This is a genomic window from Methylophaga thalassica (genome assembly GCF_030159795.1).
Classification (GTDB): domain Bacteria; phylum Pseudomonadota; class Gammaproteobacteria; order Nitrosococcales; family Methylophagaceae; genus Methylophaga; species Methylophaga thalassica.
In genome coordinates, this window is record NZ_BSND01000013.1 from 336,320 (window position 1) to 354,526 (window position 18,207).

The 18,207-nt window shown below is 42.1% G+C and carries 21 protein-coding genes; 9 read left to right on the forward strand and 12 right to left on the reverse strand.

What is annotated here, in order from left to right:
* Positions 1–15 precede the first annotated feature (15 nt).
* The 3 genes from QQL60_RS14430 to QQL60_RS14440 are packed head-to-tail and all read left to right on the forward strand — an operon-like array spanning position 16 to position 3,603.
* Positions 16–696 carry a hypothetical protein gene (locus tag QQL60_RS14430; protein ID WP_139031825.1) on the forward strand — a complete coding sequence of 227 codons (681 nt, stop codon included), beginning with the start codon at positions 16–18 and terminating at the stop codon, positions 694–696.
* 60 nt (positions 697–756) lie between these two features.
* Complete coding sequence (locus QQL60_RS14435; RefSeq protein ID WP_284723706.1) at positions 757–2,214, forward strand: ATP-binding protein; 1,458 nt, start codon at positions 757–759, stop codon at positions 2,212–2,214.
* A gap of 18 nt (positions 2,215–2,232) precedes the next feature.
* Positions 2,233–3,603: a sigma-54-dependent transcriptional regulator gene (locus QQL60_RS14440; protein ID WP_273181304.1), complete on the forward strand. Its 1,371-nt coding sequence runs from the start codon at positions 2,233–2,235 to the stop codon at positions 3,601–3,603.
* A gap of 1 nt (position 3,604) precedes the next feature.
* Here QQL60_RS14440 and QQL60_RS14445 read toward each other — a convergent pair whose 3' ends face one another.
* From QQL60_RS14445 to QQL60_RS14475, 7 genes are all read right to left on the reverse strand, one after another.
* Positions 3,605–4,009: a ClpXP protease specificity-enhancing factor gene (locus QQL60_RS14445; RefSeq protein ID WP_284723707.1), complete on the reverse strand. Its 405-nt coding sequence runs from the start codon at positions 4,007–4,009 to the stop codon at positions 3,605–3,607.
* Between the two features lie 3 nt (positions 4,010–4,012).
* A complete protein-coding gene (locus QQL60_RS14450; protein ID WP_284723708.1) occupies positions 4,013–4,630 on the reverse strand; it encodes a glutathione S-transferase N-terminal domain-containing protein in 618 nt (205 codons plus the stop codon).
* Between the two features lie 43 nt (positions 4,631–4,673).
* On the reverse strand, positions 4,674–5,378 hold the full coding sequence (locus QQL60_RS14455) for a cytochrome c1 (protein ID WP_284450459.1): 705 nt from the start codon (positions 5,376–5,378) through the stop codon (positions 4,674–4,676).
* Positions 5,378–6,604 carry a cytochrome b gene (locus tag QQL60_RS14460; RefSeq protein WP_007144499.1) on the reverse strand — a complete coding sequence of 409 codons (1,227 nt, stop codon included), beginning with the start codon at positions 6,602–6,604 and terminating at the stop codon, positions 5,378–5,380. The genes QQL60_RS14455 and QQL60_RS14460 overlap by 1 nt, the downstream gene beginning before the upstream one ends.
* Positions 6,604–7,200 carry a ubiquinol-cytochrome c reductase iron-sulfur subunit gene (gene petA, locus QQL60_RS14465; RefSeq protein ID WP_007144500.1) on the reverse strand — a complete coding sequence of 199 codons (597 nt, stop codon included), beginning with the start codon at positions 7,198–7,200 and terminating at the stop codon, positions 6,604–6,606. The genes QQL60_RS14460 and petA overlap by 1 nt, the downstream gene beginning before the upstream one ends.
* A gap of 184 nt (positions 7,201–7,384) precedes the next feature.
* Entirely contained in the window at positions 7,385–7,828 is a 444-nt protein-coding gene (locus tag QQL60_RS14470; protein ID WP_007144501.1) for a plastocyanin/azurin family copper-binding protein, read from the reverse strand.
* Between the two features lie 200 nt (positions 7,829–8,028).
* Complete coding sequence (locus QQL60_RS14475; protein ID WP_007144502.1) at positions 8,029–9,798, reverse strand: ABCB family ABC transporter ATP-binding protein/permease; 1,770 nt, start codon at positions 9,796–9,798, stop codon at positions 8,029–8,031.
* Positions 9,799–9,956: 158 nt separating this feature from the next.
* Here QQL60_RS14475 and QQL60_RS14480 point away from each other — a divergent pair, with 158 nt between their 5' ends.
* From QQL60_RS14480 to nadA, 6 genes are all read left to right on the forward strand, one after another.
* Entirely contained in the window at positions 9,957–10,229 is a 273-nt protein-coding gene (locus QQL60_RS14480; protein ID WP_007144503.1) for an FmdB family zinc ribbon protein, read from the forward strand.
* Positions 10,230–10,252: 23 nt separating this feature from the next.
* Positions 10,253–10,897, forward strand: coding sequence for a DUF502 domain-containing protein (locus tag QQL60_RS14485; protein WP_040576154.1), 645 nt, complete (start codon positions 10,253–10,255; stop codon positions 10,895–10,897).
* Between the two features lie 71 nt (positions 10,898–10,968).
* Entirely contained in the window at positions 10,969–12,750 is a 1,782-nt protein-coding gene (aspS, locus tag QQL60_RS14490; protein WP_284723709.1) for an aspartate--tRNA ligase, read from the forward strand.
* Positions 12,751–12,766: 16 nt separating this feature from the next.
* Positions 12,767–12,958, forward strand: coding sequence for a zinc-finger domain-containing protein (locus QQL60_RS14495; RefSeq protein ID WP_007144507.1), 192 nt, complete (start codon positions 12,767–12,769; stop codon positions 12,956–12,958).
* 6 nt (positions 12,959–12,964) lie between these two features.
* Positions 12,965–13,372, forward strand: a complete 408-nt coding sequence (mutT, locus tag QQL60_RS14500) for an 8-oxo-dGTP diphosphatase MutT (RefSeq protein WP_284723710.1) — start codon at positions 12,965–12,967, stop codon at positions 13,370–13,372.
* 4 nt (positions 13,373–13,376) lie between these two features.
* Positions 13,377–14,453 carry a quinolinate synthase NadA gene (nadA, locus tag QQL60_RS14505; protein WP_007144509.1) on the forward strand — a complete coding sequence of 359 codons (1,077 nt, stop codon included), beginning with the start codon at positions 13,377–13,379 and terminating at the stop codon, positions 14,451–14,453.
* A 2-nt stretch (positions 14,454–14,455) separates the two neighbouring features.
* On the opposite strand, the gene QQL60_RS14510 is transcribed toward nadA, so the two are convergent.
* Genes QQL60_RS14510 through QQL60_RS14530 form a run of 5 tightly spaced genes read right to left on the reverse strand, consistent with a single transcriptional unit; the run spans position 14,456 to position 18,205 of the window.
* The gene (locus QQL60_RS14510) at positions 14,456–14,647 is read right to left on the reverse strand and encodes a DNA gyrase inhibitor YacG (RefSeq protein ID WP_040576155.1); all 192 of its coding nucleotides are present in this window, start codon (positions 14,645–14,647) and stop codon (positions 14,456–14,458) included.
* 2 nt (positions 14,648–14,649) lie between these two features.
* On the reverse strand, positions 14,650–15,462 hold the full coding sequence (gene zapD, locus QQL60_RS14515) for a cell division protein ZapD (protein WP_007144511.1): 813 nt from the start codon (positions 15,460–15,462) through the stop codon (positions 14,650–14,652).
* Between the two features lie 27 nt (positions 15,463–15,489).
* Entirely contained in the window at positions 15,490–16,092 is a 603-nt protein-coding gene (coaE, locus tag QQL60_RS14520) for a dephospho-CoA kinase (protein ID WP_273181315.1), read from the reverse strand.
* Entirely contained in the window at positions 16,092–16,961 is an 870-nt protein-coding gene (locus QQL60_RS14525) for a prepilin peptidase (RefSeq protein ID WP_273181317.1), read from the reverse strand. Before QQL60_RS14525 ends, coaE begins: the two co-directional genes overlap by 1 nt.
* A 2-nt stretch (positions 16,962–16,963) precedes the next feature.
* Entirely contained in the window at positions 16,964–18,205 is a 1,242-nt protein-coding gene (locus tag QQL60_RS14530) for a type II secretion system F family protein (protein WP_273181318.1), read from the reverse strand.
* Positions 18,206–18,207 lie beyond the last annotated feature (2 nt).

The window sequence follows — 18,207 nt, forward strand, 5'->3', positions numbered from 1 at the left end:
AGAGAGAGGTTCAAAGTGAAAAAATTGTTAATGGTATTGATGTCTGGATGGCTTATGGTGCTTTTCAGTAATGCCTTTGCTGAGCCTGGATTCTCAGAAGTAAATAATGAATTATTTGATAAAGCTCATTTAAAAAATATTACACAGCCAGGCACATTAACCTATAAATATAAAAAAGAAAGCTTCGTTGAAGATTCCCGTGAAGACACAATAAAAGTACACGTATCAAATATCCGTAATACTGGTCGTAGTGACCTATCTTTTGATTTTTTCACCAACCAGTATAAACGTCCTTATGAACCCATGGAAAACCAGCGTGGAAATGGCGTTTTTGTGCTTTTCTTAGAGTTTGATGTACATGAAATGAAACGCCTGACAGGCGGCGAATGGCGTTATTTCCAACGCAAACTTCGTTGGGCATTAGCCGCTGGCGCTGAGAAAAAACAGGTCGATATTGACTACAACGGTAAAAAGGTAAAAGGTACACAATATATTGTCCAGCCATATATTAACGATCCTAAAAATGCACGTTATAAGCTATATGCCAGCAAATATTATATTTTCACCCTTTCAGAAGATATCCCAGGTGAGATTTATGAAGTTAGAACTATTGTGCCAGATGGTGATACGTGGCATGAAGGACAGGCTGCATTAGTCGATGAAAGTATTACATTTGAAAGCTATAAGCCCGAGTAAAAAAATAATTTACTTGATCTTGGACAGCATAAAACGGGCTGAAAAGGCCCGTTTTTTTATATGAAACTATTTTCCCGCTTTCGCCGAAGTATTCAAGGCTCACTTTTGTTACATGAGCTAAGTTTCTTGATTATTATTCTTGTGACTGCCAGTGTCGGAATCGTCTGGGCTTTTGCATGGCAAAAAAGTTCTGAAGAGTCTTTACGATTGACTTCGATGAATAATCACATGCAAAACATTCGTGGTGAGTTATACCGTCAATTGAAAGAAGTATTTGATGCGAACTTTCTTGCGGATACGGACGCCCCTGAAGAGTATGAACAATATACAGATAGAATTACAGGGTTTATCCAAGACTTAAAGCAGGAAGCTGAACAACAAAACGAGTTTCAGGCAGTGATTGATATCGAACTGGCTTATCAACGGTTCCATGATGAAACGCATACTCTGTTAAGAGTCATGCAACCATCTGAGCAACAAAAAGAATTGCTGAATCTACAACTGGAGAAATATACCTTTAAAAAACTCGAAGATGCTTTCAGCCAATTTGAAAGTCTACTCAATAAAAAGCAGCAAGCATTGACCCATGATCGACAGAAGTGGATGTCGCAGTTATTCATACTTGTACCCATCCCGATCTTATTAGCATTAACGCTATTATTACTATCACGGCGTTTTGTGAATAATAATGTCATAAAACCTCTTGCTAGAGTGATGCAAGGCGCAAGGCGGATAAGCAAAGGGGAATTGAATCATGAGATTAAAGGTGGTGGGGTAGATGAGTTAATTCGACTGTCTGATGCCATTAACATGATGGCCAGTGAGATTATTGTCAATCGTGACCGATTGATTGAAGCAAAAAAACAAGCCGCTTTGGGCGAGTTGGTTCCCTTGGTTGCTCACAACATTAGAAACCCATTGGCCAGTATTCGTGCAGCAGCCCAAGTCACATTAGATGAAAATCCGGAGCCTGAAATTCAGGAAGCATTAAAAGATATTATTATTGCTGTAGATCGCCTTGAACGCTGGGTGACTTCATTATTAACGTATCTGCATCCAATAAGTGCTCATTTCACTCAGAAACCTCTGACAGAGGTGGCAGACAATACCTTGGCTATGATGGATTTACAACTCAAGGATAAATCGATATACATCGAACGGAAAGGATGGGAGTTGCAGCCTACACAGGTTCTGATTGATATTAATTTAATGGAACAAGCTATATTCAATCTTATACAGAATGCCATTGAAGCCTCACCAATTTCGTCAAAGTTAAGACTCGAATATAAAGAGAGTTCAGACCAAATTGAATTAAGTATTCGTGATCAAGGAAAAGGAATGAACTTTGATCCGTTAGATGAAAATGCTGTTGGTAGGGATGATACTAAACGGCTTAGTTTTGGTCTGGGCATACCCTTTACACTTAAAGTTGTGAAACAACATCAGGGCGAACTGTTTTATTACGCTAATGATGTTCAAGGAACATGCGTGATTATCAGACTGCCAAAAATTACCTAAGGCAAAGTGAAATTGATATTGAATATTTTATTAATTGAAGATGAAACGCTTTTTGCAAAATCTGTTATGAAGCGTCTGCAGCGAGAAGGTCATACGCCAACAATTGCTGAAACCATTTCTGATGCATACATGGTGTTGGAAAAAACTTTACCAGACATTATTCTGCTGGATGTAAGATTACCAGATGCCAGTGGTCTGGACTTCTTACAGGTGTTAAGAGAGCATCAAACTTGGCACGTTATACCAGTGGTTATGATGACCGCCTATGGCGAATTAGAAGATGCTGTTCGAGCCATGAAGTTAGGTGCGACAGATTATTTGAAGAAACCTGTTGATTTGGATGAGTTAGTACTCACAGTCAATAAGGTGATGCAAACACAAAAGCTAAGTCAACAGCTTGACTACTCGCATGTCCGGGAGACACATGGTTCAGAACCTGTGGTAATGGTCGGCCAAAGTAACGCCATGCAGGCTATCAAGCAACAAATGGAACGCGTCATTCAGTTGGTTGATCGCGCTCAGACTGAATATCCTGTCATTCTCATCAACGGTGAAACTGGAACAGGCAAAGATGTGCTTGCACGCTATTATCATCAGTCAGGTAAATGGCGAGACAAGCCTTTTGTCCACGTTGATTGTGCAGCCTTACCCAAAGATTTAATCGAAGCTGAACTATTTGGTTATGAGCGCGGTGCATTTACCAATGCACATCAGGCAAAAGCAGGCTTAATTGAAGTGGCCGAAGATGGGACACTTTTCTTAGATGAAGTCGGTGAACTACCACTTGAGTTGCAATCAAAGTTATTGAATGTGCTAGAACGCCGTCAGATAAGACGAATTGGGGCAACACAAGAAAGGGCGGTTAATGCACATTTCATCGCAGCAACAAATCGTGACTTACCTCAAATGGTCGCTGATGGCGAGTTTCGTTCAGATCTTTATTTCCGTTTAAACGTGATTCAACTTCAGATGCCGCCGTTACGGGAGCGAAAAATTGACATCGCACCATTAGCGGCGCATTTTGTTGAGATGGTTGCAAGACGTTATGGTTTGAAACCTCCCGTTTTTACAGAAACGGCTGTCAGTGCGCTACAAGACTATGATTGGCCAGGCAATATCCGAGAGTTACAACATGTTGTTGAACGTGCAGTTATGATGTCTGCTGATGGCTTGATTGATGTATCACAATTGATCATGCAGACAACAATCACAACATCTCAACAGCTTGATCCTGTCGAAGTATTGGGACATATGACGCTTGAGCAAGTCGAGAAGTATCTGCTGGAAAAAGCACTGGAGCGAACCGCCGGTAATGTATCTCGTGCTGCACGTGAGCTAGGATTGACAAGAATGGCCATGCGATATCGCATGGAAAAATATCAATTATAGTTTATTTGACGACTTTTAAACTGGGACGGCTTCCTGACTTATTAGTGTTATTTTTAGTCGTGGGTTCAGTTTTTGGTGGAGGCGGTGGCGTTGGCATGTCTTCTTCCGGAAAGAACATGCCTTCGTTATTTTCTTTGCTATAAATAGCCTGAACAGCAATGATGGGGATAAATATATCCATTGGTTTGCCGGCAAATCTCGCTGAGAAACTCAGCCAATCATTACTAATATTTAAATCCCGAACTGCATCAGGTGCGATATTCAAGACGATACGGCTATCGCGTACGAAGTCAGTAGGAACTTGTACACCCTCGTGGTCAGTGTTGACCAGTAGATAAGGAGTAGAAGCATTATCTAGTAACCATTCATGTATGGCTCGAATAAGATATGGCTTTTGTGAAGTCATAATTTATCGCATTGCCTTTTCTGCTGCGGTTAAACTCTGTTGGAAACTGTCTCTGCGGAAAATCTTCTGTGCATATTTTTCTACAGCACTGGCACTTGCTGGTAATTTTATTTTTAATGCCGGAAGACGCCATAATAGAGGGGCTAGCGTGCAGTCCAACACAGAAAACTCATCACTCATAAAAAACGTTGAGTCTTCAAATAATGGCGCAAGCACCGTTAAATCTTCCTGAATCGTTTTACGTGCTTTACTGACGTTACCTTTTTCGCGTCCTGAAATAACATTCCAGTGTGAGTACCAGTCTCTGTCTATTCGGTAGAGCATCAGTCGTGTTTTTGCCTTTGCTACAGGGTCGACAGGCATCAGTGGTGGATGAGGGAAACGTTCATCCAGATATTCAGCTATCACACTTGCGTTGAATAACACTAAATCACGATCAAATAAGGTGGGACCAATTCCATAAGGATTGGCAATCGCGACCTCTTCCGGCCAAGCGCCATCAATTAAGGTTTCAATATTCGCATCAATATCTTTTTCCTGAAGAATAATGCGAACCTGATGACTAAAGGGACAAATAGGATCTGAGAAAACCGTCATTTTAGAACGGCGAGTACTATTCATTTTTTATCAAATCCTATCATGTCTTCGCTATGCCAAATAATGATCAATGTATATCTTTCCAGAAGGCTTTTTTAAGTGGATAAGCAATCAAGAAAAACACTATCAGGTAGAGCAGAACCCATTTTGCAAGAGCCATTCTTTGTAGTTTAGATGGCTCACTCATATAGGCAAGAAAGTTAACCAGATCATGCACTAATTGGTTGTACTCATGCGTTGATAACGGTGCATTTTCTGGAGCAATTAATTCGCCTGTCTCTGGATCCTTTGTTTGATAACCTTGTTGCTCCCATAGAACATGAGGCATACCAACATCTTTAAATGCAAGATTATTGGTACCCACTGGGCGAGAAGAGTCAAGATAGAATGTTCTCAGATAGGTATATAGCCAATCGGTACCTCTGGAACGAGCAATAACCGATAAATCAGGAGGCGTCACGCCAAACCATTTCTTTGCATCTTCCGGACGCATTGCAATAGTCATTGTGTCGCCAATTTTGTCAGAGGCAAACATCAGATTATCTTTAACCTGATCATCTGTTAAACCAAGATCTTTTGCCATACGGTTGTAGCGCATGTATGCAGCTTGGTGACAACTCAGGCAATAGTTAACAAATGTTTTTGCACCACGCTGTAAAGACGCTTGATCGGTGATATCAATGTCTGTGTGATCCAAATGGACACCACCCCCGGCAGCCATAGCCTGTACCGAAAACAGGCTGAGGAAAACAGTAAAAATTAAATGTTTCATTAGCTTGTTACCCTTTCTGGTACAGGTTTATCTTTATCAAATTTCGTGTAGAACGGCATAAAGATGAAAAATGCAAAATAGATAACTGACGAAATTTGAGCAATCAGCGTGTAAAGCTCTGTGGCAGGTTGTGTGCCTAAAAAGCCTAAAACTAAGAAGCTGATAATAAACAAGGTTAATGCAATCTTGAAATAAGGGCCACGGTAACGAATTGATTTTACTGGGCTTCTATCTAACCAAGGTAACAAAAATAAGAACACGATGGATAAGCCCATGGCAACAACGCCAGGGAATGCTGATGCATTGATGCTTGGCACCGCTCTTAAAATTGCATAGAAAGGCGTGAAATACCAGACAGGGGCAATATGCTCTGGTGTTTTCAACGGATCCGCTGGAATGAAGTTAGCATGTTCCAAGAACCAACCACCCATTTCTGGCATATAGAACAACACCAACGAAAAGATAAATAAGAAGACAATAACGCCAACAATATCTTTCACCGTATAGTAAGGATGGAATGGAATACCGTCTAATGGTTTGCCTTCTTTATTCTTAAGTTTCTTAATTTCAACGCCATCAGGATTATTAGAACCAACTTCATGCAAGGCAATGATGTGGGCAACAACCAGTCCCAGTAACACGATTGGTAAAGCAATAACATGGAAAGCGAAGAAACGATTCAGAGTTGCATCAGCTACAACGAAGTCACCACGAATCCATAAAGCGAGTTGTTCGCCAATGAAGGGAATAGCGCCGAACAGTGAAATAATAACCTGAGCACCCCAGTAAGACATTTGTCCCCACGGCAGCAGATAACCCATAAAGGCTTCCGCCATCAATACGAGATATATCAACATACCAAACAGCCACACGAGCTCGCGTGGTTGTTTATAAGAACCGTAAATTAAACCCCGGAACATATGCAAATAGACGACGATGAAAAAAGCAGAAGCGCCAGTGGAATGCATATAGCGGATTAACCAGCCCCATGGAACATCACGCATGATGTATTCAACGGAAGCAAAAGCTAGTGCCGCATCAGGTTTGTAGTTCATTGTCAGGAATATTCCAGTGACAATTTGTATGACCAAAACCAATAAGGCTAAAGACCCAAAGAAATACCAGAAATTGAAATTCTTCGGTGCGTAATATTCAGAAAGATGTTCTCTCCACATTTTAGATGCGGGAAAACGGGCATCAACCCAATTCATAAATCCGGAAAACATTATGCAGCTCCTTCTGAACTTTCACCAACGATAACGACGTTATCACCCTGGAAATGATAAGGAGGTACCAGCATATTCTTAGGAGCAGGCATATTTTGAAAGACACGGCCAGCTAAATCATATCGCGAACCGTGACATGGGCAAAAGAAGCCGCCTTTCCAATCTTTTCCAAGATCTTCCGGTGCTAATTCGGGCCTATATGTAGGTGAGCAGCCCAAATGGGTACAAATACCGACAAGTACCATCAATTCGTCACGGATAGAGCGAGCTTCATTTTGACAGTATGATGGTTGTTGGCTGGCCATTTCACTACGAGGGTCAACGAGTCTATCGTCTAATGAAACAAGCGTTTCAATTGTTTCCTCGCTGCGTCTGAAAATCCAGACGGGTTTTCCTTGCCACTCAACGGTCAGTAATTGCCCTTTTTCTAATTTACTAATATCCACTTCAACAGGTGCGCCAGCAGCTTGAGCTTTTGCACTAGGTAGCATGGATGAAACAAATGGTACGGCAACGGCGACTGCACCAGCCCCACCAACAACACTGGCAGCTGCGGTTAGAAATCGCCTTTTGCCTGTATCGACATTGTGACTCATTGACGGAGTCCTCCCAGCTTTCTGAAAATCTTAAAATTCCCTATTAACCGCATGAATTATTATTGTTCAATGCTGCGGTTAACTACAAAACTCATAAATATTATCATAGTACTGGAAGCAAAGGATCAAAAAAGCCCGCCTAGAATTAGGCGGGCTTTTCATCTTGGAACGATTTTAATCGAACTTATTTAGCAGCTTTTGCGGCTTTTTTCACCAGACGTTTCAGAGCGCCTTTAGGTTTAGTGGCTTCGATAGCTTCTAAGTTAGTTGGTTTACCAACGATAACGACACCACCCATACCAGCACCCCAATGCGGGTCACATTTGTATAAGTAAACACCTTCTACTGTTAAAGGTTGTGTTGTGAAGTTTTCACCCATTTGTGAAGTCCAACCTGTTGCGCCTTCTGGGATGTACTCATGTTCACCATCAGCTTCAACAAATTTAGTGTTGGTGATGTGACCGTTCATGTTTTCGAAAGAAACTGTATCACCTGGTTGAATTTGAATAACCATTGGTTTGAATGATGTCACTTGGGCTGTTACTGTGTGGTTTTCAGCCATTACTGAAGTTGACATCAAAGTCGCTGCAGTTAAAGTAGCAGCAATAAGTGATTTACCATATTTCATTATTAATCCTCTTGTTTTCTTAGGTTATTTGACCCAGTGCGATGCAAGTTTGGCACAACCAAACTGAACCGAAACTGAACGGATAAAATAGTTATCTCTTTGGTATATATTGATTTAAGTCGGCTAGAACCGCGCGACATACTAACCTGACTTTTGTCATAAAGTCCAAAAAAGTGAGTGGTTTGCGTCAAATAACTCACTTATACAACGTTATTTGTTTCTGTATGACTTTGCTGTAGCTGCCACATGGAAGCATAGACACCGTTTTGGGCTAGTAATTGTTGATGAGTGCCTTGCTCTATAATCTCACCTTTGTCCATCACCAAAATCTGATTTGCGTCGATGATAGTGGACAGCCTGTGAGCAATAACCAAAGTCGTCTTATTCAGACTAATATTGATGATTTCCTTGCCAATTCGTTGTTCAGAATGACTGTCCAGTGCTGAAGTGGCTTCATCAAAGCATAACACTTTGGGATTTTTCAGAAGGGTACGAGCAATGGCAAGCCGTTGTTTTTCGCCACCCGATAATTTCAAACCTCGTTCGCCAACGATAGTGTTATAGCCATCAGGTAATTGTTGAATGAAGTCATGAAGATTGGCTTGTTTCGCTGCTGCAGTCACAGCTTCAGTGTTGGCAGATGGTTTGCCATAAGCAATATTGTGGTAAATCGTATCGTTAAATAAAACGGTGTCTTGAGGCACTATGCCAATGTGTTTTCGCAGGCTGTTTTGGGTCACGTGTTTGATATCTTGATTATCGATTTCTATATGACCCATTTGTGGATCATAAAAACGATAAAGCAGCCTGATAATGGTAGATTTTCCGGAACCACTTGGTCCTACAATGGCGAGTTTTTGCCCTGCTTTCGCGGTGAAACTAATGTTTTTCAGAATGACTCTATCCGGGTGGTATGAAAAACCGACATTTACAAACTTGACCTCTCCCAAACTTATATCAATATCCTTTGCATCGTCATTATCAGAAATTTCTTTTTGTTGTTCGAGTAAATGAAACATGCGTTCCATATCGGCCAGTGAATGACGAATTTCTCTGTAGACAAACCCTAAAAAACCCAGAGGCATATAAAGCTGGAGAAGATAAGCATTAATCAGTACAAGATCGCCGAGTGATAACTGACCATCAACTACTCCTTGTCCCGCAAGTAGCATGAGTGCGGTCAAGCCAGCAGAAATGATAACACCCTGACCAATATTCAAAACGGACAGTGACGTCTGGTTATGGATAGCAGATTTTTCCCACGACGCTAATTTTTTATCGTATTGCGAAACCTCCAGTTCCTCATTATTAAAATATTTAACGGTTTCGTAATTAATCAGACTGTCTATCGCTTGATTATTCGCTTGAGAATCCATTTCATTCATGCGCCTGCGATAGCGCATCCGCCACTCAGTGATAATGAGGGTATAAAAGATATATATGAGAATTGTACTGGTGGTGATAATCGCAAAAATACTGTCGTAATTAATGAGTAATATTGCAGTGACTAATCCAATTTCTACCAATGTAGGTAAGATATTGAATATCATGAAGTTCATCAGAAAACTGATGCCGCGACTACCGCGTTCTATATCGCGTGAGATACCACCGGTTTGTCTCTGCAAATGAAATTGAAGTGATAGCTCGTGTAAATGAGCCAGTATCTGTGAGGCGATTCTACGCACAGATCGAAAGATGACTTTGGCGAAAAGCGCATCTCGAAGTTCACTAAATGCACTGCTAGCCAGTCTCAGAAGCCCGTAAGCTACTAACATCATCACGGGCAGATAGATGATATTCTGATGCTGAGGATCTAAAGCATCAATAGCGTGTTTAAGTGTCAGGGGGACAGCAACGTTAGCCAGCTTTGCTAGGGTGAGCAGGCTAAGTGCAAGTAATACACGGCCTTTAAATTTTTTTATAAAAGGAATAAGTCGGCGTATTGCCTGCCAATCATTTTTGGATGTCATTAGTATAGTTTAGCGCATTAAATTAGCGATGATGTAAGTGAGCACGGCGGCAATAAAGATTTTTAGTTATAATTAATGGATTTAACTCTTGAAATGCGGCTTTCGAGACACTATAAAAGTGGTCTCCAATATTTGTTTTATCGTATGAGGAAGGAATAATGCCACTTTATGAATATCGCTGTGATGCGTGTGGTCATGAATTTGAAGCATTGCAAAAAATTAGTGATGAACCATTGGTTGATTGTCCAGCCTGTCAAGAAGCGCAGTTACGTAAATTGGTATCGGCGTCAGGGTTTCGTTTGAAGGGTGATGGCTGGTATGAAACTGATTTTAAAACAGGCAGTAAACGTAATTTAGCAGATACAGGAACGAGTGATAGCGGAAAAAAGACTAATGCAGCCGCATGCGGTACCGGTTGTGGCTGCCATTAATCATGATTGAACCTAAGTCATAAATGCGTAAATATCTGATAGCGGGATTGTTAGTCTGGATGCCGTTGGGCATTACATTCCTTGTTATCCGCGCTATCGTTGGATTTCTTGATCAAACATTATTACTACTACCCGATGCTTATCAACCGGATAATTTCTTAGGTATCCATATCCCCGGGCTGGGAGTGTTATTAGCGGTTGTATTGGTATTAGCAACGGGTATGATCGTTGCCAATCTGTTAGGGCGACGGTTAGTGAATGCCTGGGAATCCTTGTTATCAAGGATTCCTCTGGTCAGAACACTTTATGCGGGTATCAAGCAAATATTAGAAGCCGTATTAGCGACAGATGGACAGTCATTTCGCCGTGTACTTTTGGTGGAATATCCAAGAAAAGGGGCTTGGAGTCTCGCTTTTATGACGTCAGATCAGCTCGGTGAGGTACAAGAAAAAACACGATCCGAAGTGATCAGTGTTTTTATACCAACAACGCCTAATCCAACCTCCGGCTTTGTGCTCATGTTGCCAAAAGAGGATGTGATTGAGTTGGAGATGAGTGTCGAACAAGGCTTAAAAATGATTATCTCAATGGGGGTCGTTGTGCCTGATTGGGAAAAAGAACAATTATTGAAACAACAGGCTCAGCAGAAAAAGCCTGAACAAGCGTAAAATTAAGGGTTCGAATTCTATTTTTCAGAACTCAATTGCAAACTATAAAAATTTAAAGATTGGAAGTTATTATGCGTAGCCATTATTGCGGCGAGGTAAATGAAACCCTCGAAGGTCAGTCAGTTTCTATTGTTGGCTGGATGCACCGTCGACGAGATCACGGTGGAGTTATTTTTATTGACCTACGAGATCGTGAGGGATTAGTTCAAGTTGTTTGTAACCCTGAAGATGCTGAGTGTTTTGCTGTAGCTGAACGTGTCAGAAGTGAATATGTCTTAAAAATTGAAGGGCTTGTTCAGCTTAGACCTGCCGGTAGTGACAATGCCGATTTGCGTAGTGGCAAGATTGAGATTATTGCGAAAAAGCTGGAAATTCTGAATGCATCAGAAACACCGCCTTTCCCGCTGAATGAGCTGTTGGATGTGAACGAAGATATCCGTCTGCGTTATCGTTACATTGATTTACGCCGTCCAGAAATGCAGCAACGTTTGCGTTTCCGTTCACAGATTACCCGTCAGTTACGCCACTTTCTGGATTCAAACGGCTTCTTAGATATTGAAACGCCTATTTTGACGAAAGCCACGCCAGAAGGAGCACGTGATTATCTGGTACCAAGTCGTACCCATCAGGGTGAATTTTTTGCTTTGCCGCAATCACCACAGCTATTCAAACAATTATTGATGATGTCCGGCATGGACCGTTATTATCAGGTTGTTCGTTGCTTCCGTGATGAAGATTTGCGTGCTGACCGACAACCTGAATTTACTCAGATTGATATTGAAACTTCTTTTGTTGAAGAAGAAGATTTCATGAATATGATGGAAGAAATGATTCGCAGTCTTTTTGCCAATGTATTGGAAGAAGCCTTACCGAACCCATTCCCGAGAATGACCTATGCTGAAGCCATGGATCGTTTCGGTAGTGATAAACCGGATCTGCGTATCTCTCTTGAATTAGTCGATGTCAGCGATTTAATGGGTGAGGTTGACTTTAAAGTCTTCTCTTCACCAGCTAATGATCCACGCGGTCGTGTCGCAGCTCTAAAAGTACCCGGTGGTAATAATCTGAGTCGTAAAGAAATTGATGACTACACCAAGTATGTAGGAATCTATGGTGCGAAGGGATTAGCGTATATCAAGGTGAATGATATTGATGCGGGACGTGAAGGTTTGCAGTCACCGATTCTGAAATTCCTACCTGATGAAGTTATCAGTGCCATTATGCAACGTGTAGAAGCAAAAACTGGCGATTTGGTTTTCTTTGGCGCTGATAAAGCGACGATCGTTAATGAGTCTCTCGGTGCACTTCGTGTGAAACTGGGGCATGACTTAGACATGGTTGAACGTGGCTGGAAACCTTTATGGGTTGTTGCTTTCCCAATGTTCGAATGGGACGAGAAATCAGCGCGTTGGCATGCGCTTCATCATCCGTTTACCGCTCCCCGCGAATCAGATTTGGCACTGTTGGACTCTGATCCTGAGAAATGTCTGTCACGAGCGTATGACATGGTCTTAAATGGTACAGAGCTGGGTGGTGGTTCTATGCGTATTCACAAGACCGATATTCAGCAAAAAGTATTTGAATTACTTGGCATTAACGAAGAAGAAGCGCAGGATAAATTCGGCTTTTTGTTAAATGCATTGAAATACGGCTGTCCCCCTCATGGTGGCCTAGCATTTGGTCTGGATCGTTTAGTGATGTTGATGACCGGAGCTGCCTCAATACGTGATGTGATGGCATTTCCAAAAACACAATCAGCAAGCTGTTTATTAACGGATGCGCCAAGTCCTATTGATGATGCATTATTGAAAGAACTGAATATTAGGTTGAGAAAAAATCCTCAGGCTGAGTAGTCGTTAAGGAGATCTTATGGGTGAGCAAAGTAATGATAAATCATGCACAGAAAAACATTATTGGGTTCACCCTAAAGATCTGCCGCTAAGCTGTCCAATGCCGGACATGGCGGTGTGGAATGCGCATCCCCGGGTTTATTTAGATATCGAAACAAAAGGTGAAGTGGCCTGCCCTTATTGTGGGGCGCTTTTCACACTGAGTGGTTAGGATTAAATGAGTCAAATACATGTCGCTGTAGGAGTTATTGTTCAGAAACAGCAAGTATTTATCGCCTTACGCAAGCCCGAGCAGCATCAAGGTAATTTATGGGAGTTTCCCGGCGGTAAGGTCGAGGCAGGAGAAAGTACTTTTCAGGCCTTAAAAAGAGAAATTAAAGAAGAGCTGGCGATTGAAGTTCATTCAGCAAAACCACTCATTACTATTAGCCATGATTATGGTGATAGAACTGTTTTATTGGATGTGTGGTGGACGGATGCTTTTGATGGAACGCCAATAGGTCAGGAAGGTCAAATTACCCAATGGGTAGATATTTCTACCTTACATCAATATGAATTCCCGGCTGCCAATAAGGCCATCGTTGAATCAATACAACAGCAATTGAATACCATACAGGCATTTTAGAATTATGAGTTTAGCAGAAGCCATTCCACAATCACTTCAATCAAAGATTGACTCAATCATTGATAATGTTGCCCCAACGCCTTGGCTGTCTGAAGAGGAAAAAGCGGACTATATTGAGAAAATAAAACGTCTGTTAGAAGAAAAGAATGCCGTTATGATCGCTCATTATTATGTTGATGATGAGCTACAGGCTCTAGCAGAACAAACAGGCGGGTATGTTTCTGACTCACTGGATATGGCGAATTTTGGAGCTAAGCATCCTGCTGAAACACTAGTGGTTTGTGGCGTTCGTTTTATGGGGGAAACCGCGAAAATATTGAGCCCAGAAAAGACGGTTATCATGCCAACACTGGAAGCCGAATGCTCACTTGATCTTGGCTGTCCGATTGACGCCTTTAGCGAGTTTTGTGATCAGCATCCTGATCGTGTTGTTGTGGTTTACGCTAACACGAGTGTTGAAGTAAAAGCGCGTGCTGATTGGATTGTCACCTCCAGTAATGCTATTCAGATTATTGACGCCTTAAAAGCGGAAGGCAAAAAGATTATTTGGGGGCCAGATCGTCATTTGGGTCAGTACATCAAAAATAAAACTGATGCCGATATGCTGTTATGGCAAGGGCATTGTGTTGTACACGATGAGTTTAAGTTGTACGAACTGGAACAGCTTATGGCGAAATATCCTGATGCTGAGGTTTTAGTTCATCCGGAGTCGCCTGAGGCGGTGATTGCCAAGGCAGACTTTGTTGGTTCGACAAAACAAATTATTGCGGCAGGTAAAGCTTCTAAAGCCGATACTTTAATCATCGCAACAGATTATGGTTTGTTTTACAAAATGAGTCAGGCTGTGCCTGATAAACGTCTAATACCCGCGCCGACAGGGGGCAAAAGTGCGACCTGTAAAAGCTGTGCCCATTGTCCATGGATGGCAATGAATACCCTTGTGAACTTACACAAAACATTAGTCGAGATGAATAATACGATTGAAGTAGATGAGGATATTCGTCAAAAAGCGCTAATTCCGTTGAACCGGATGCTTAACTTTTCTTATGAAAAAGGTATTCTCACAGCCGGTGACGCTTAGTCTTAGTGATAATCGGATTCGTCGTTATCATCTAAAGGTGAGTGAACTGGTGGCCCAGGAATACGATGTCCTTCAGAAGCCCATTCACCGAGATCAATTAGTTTACAGCGCTCGCTACAAAAAGGTTTCCATACTTGATCTTTTTGCCATGGCACTAATGTTCCGCATTGTGGACAGTTAACAGTGGTTACCATAATTACATTGCACAACAGCTAAGTTTAAAAGGGATGGTTTCAAACGATTGCTGTGGCCGCTGCTGGATATCAAATAACATAAAGCGAACGGTAAATCGGTGTTTACCACCACTCACCTCCGGGAAGAAGGCCTTGTCACGAGGGATTTCAACACGGATAAGTTGATAAGGTTGATTTGAATCCAGGCTGCGTTGATAGAATCCCGCTTCTGCTACTTCATCTTTAAAACCCACACTACCACGAATAAGTCGAAGGCTTAGTTCTACAGCATTTCTGACGGAAATAAATTCATTTAACCACAGCCGAAGTTGTTCACTGCGTGTTTCGGCAAGCGTATGCTGCAACCAGAAGTGGTAAGAGGGTAAGTCGAATTCACAGGTGCCGCCAGGAATACTGGAACGCTGCCGAATGCTGTAGAGGAATTCGTTATCACGTAACGGTTGACCTAACCCTGATTTTTGTACGTGCAAAGCATCCAAGCTTTGATCCAAATCAGAAAGCAATGCATCCAATGCCTCTCTATCAACACCTGGAGTATTTTCCAGCGCTGATAAATTAGCAATCAACCGCTCAATTTCTTTCATCAATTCTTGTTTCATATCGCTGCGCTCAAAGACACTGAGCATGCTTAATATTCCATCCAAAGCATCGCGATGATGCATCTCGGATTGGCCCATTAATGCAGAATCAACACGTTTAAATAGAAATTCTAACCTTAGGAAGGTTCGAATTCGTTCATTGAGTGGTTGTTCAAAAATTATCGAATCTGACACGGGTCTATTTTTTAACGATGAATGGATAGGTTTATTGTCCATGACTCTTTGCTGGCAAGCAACTTAATGTCATTTGTCAGCAAACTTTAAGTAGAGTTCATGCAATTGAGCAACTTGATGTGCTAAAGAATCTACAGAGTCATTATTATTGATAATATCATCTGCGTGTTGCAAGCGGAGTTGGCGGTCACACTGACTATTAATCATCGCTTGAGCTGTTTCCATAGAGATATTATCACGCGTTTGTAATCTTTCTAGCTGCTTCTCAAGGCTGACATCAATCACACAGACGCGGTCTACTTGTTTATAGATGCCTACTTCAATCAGTAGCGGCACAGACATTATGCAGTAAGCAGATGTAGAGCTTGCCGCTTGAGTGAATAATTGCTGGCGAATAGCCGGGTGTAATATTTTTTCGAGACGTTGTTTATCATTATCATTGTGGAAGATACGTTCGCGTAAATAGCGTCGGTTAATTTCTCCATTATCCAACAAAACTGACTCACCAAAAGCCTCGACAACTTCGCTGTAGCAGTCTGAATCTATTGTTAAAAGTGTATGAGCAATACGATCGGCATCAATAATGTCGATGTGGTATTTATCATGAAATAGTGAAGTGACAGTAGATTTGCCACTGGCAACACCACCAGTGAGGCCAACCTTAAACACCATTAAACGAGACCTGACCAATGCAGGTAAGCACTGTTTATGATTTCTCCCCAGACGAGTGCTATCCACCCTGCAATGGCAAGATAGGGGCCGAAGGGGATAGGAATCTCACGTTGATGCTGTTTTAGCAGAACCAGTGTGATGCCGATTAACGCTCCAACAAACGATGATAATAAGACAATCATAGGAAGTGCTTGCCAGCCCATCCAGGCGCCCAGTGCGGCGAGAAGCTTGAAGTCACCATAACCCATACCCTCTTTACCAGTCACCAGTTTAAATAGGTGATAGATGCTCCACAGTGATAAATAACCGGCAATCGCCCCAATTACACTGCTATGAAGATCTGTATAGACACCAGAAAGATTAAAAGCCAAACCTAGCCAGATAAGCGGTAGCGTGATTTTGTCAGGTAACAGTTGGTGATCAACATCAATAAACGTTAATGCTATTAATGCCCAACTAAGTAGCAGCGCACCAACTGCACTCCAGCCAAAACCAAAGTGCCAGGCAATAATGACTGACATCAGAGCTGATAGAGCTTCAATAATAGGATAGCGTATTGAAATCGGGGTTCGGCAAGCTTTGCATTTGCCTGCAAGAAATAGATAACTGATCACTGGAATATTTTCCAGTGCCGTAATGGCATGTCCACAATGCGGACATGCAGACCGAGGCCTTGAAAGCGTAAATACCGCTTCGGGAGGGCTTGCTTGGTCACCTAGTTCTGCACATTGTTCAGTCCACTCACGCTCCAGGATGATAGGCAGACGGTAAATAACCACGTTTAAAAAACTGCCAACGAGCAGGCCAAGAATGCCGGCAATGATGATCCATGCAACTGGCGATGTTGCCAGGTAATCGATAAGCGACATATTTAGATCGCTGCGCCGAGTTTGAATATTGGCAGATACATGGCGATGACCAGTGTACCCACGATACCACCTAAGAAGACCATGATGAGTGGCTCTAATAAGGCAGTCATATTATCTACCGCGTCATCGACTTCACTTTCATAGAATTCAGCGACTTTGGCCAACATGGCATCAAGTGAACCTGACTCTTCACCGATAGCTACCATTTGCACAACCATATTGGGGAATAACTCGACATCAATCATCGCTTTATTCAATTGTGTGCCTGTAGAAACATCATCCCGCATAATCAGTGTTGCTTCACCGAAGACCACATTACCCGTCGCACCCGCTACAGATGTCATCGCTTCGACCATCGGAACACCTGCTTTGAACATGGTGGAGAATGTTCTGGCAAAACGGGCAATGGCCGCTTTTCTCATGATTTCACCGACCACAGGGATTTTAAGTAGCATCCTGTCTAAAAAGTGTTGAACTTTACGTGAACGCTTGCGTGACTCCATGGCGCCGTAAACCGCCGCAATCAATATGCCGAAGATTAACCACCATTTTTCCTGAAAGACTTCGGATACCCGAATCACTAATTTTGTCAGACCCGGCAAGTCAGCACCAAAGCCTTTGAATAAAGACTCAAACTGTGGAATAACAAAAATCATCAAGATGGCTGTCACAATAAACGCAACGACGATAATCGCTGTTGGGTAAACAAGGGCTTTTTTAATTTTTGCTTTTAATGCTTCAGTTTTCTCTTGGTAGGCGGCAATTTCATGCAAGAGTGTTTCTAATGCACCTGATTGCTCGCCAGCATTAATCAGATTGACGTATAAATCATCAAAGTGATGAGGAAATTTAGATAAGGATTCAGCTAAGCTAGTACCTGATTCAACGTCAGCTTTTATCGCCAGAATCATTTCTTGCATACTACTATTTTCATGGCCTTCGCCGATAATTTGCAGTGACTGCATTAATGGCACGCCAGACGACATCATGGTAGCAAGCATACGACTGAAAACGGCAATATCGGAAGGCTTGATTTTCGGTTTTCTGGGAGCGAAAAGATCTTTGGGTTTTTTACGGACTTTTAACGGGGTTATTCCTTGGCGTCGTAAATCGACTTTGGCCTGATTCAGGTTTTCTGCACTAATTTGGCCTTTGACTTTCCGGCCCTGTTTGTCTGTTCCCTGCCAGAGGAAGATATCGGGTACTTTGACTTTTTTTGCTTTAGCCGCTTGTGCTTGTGCCACAT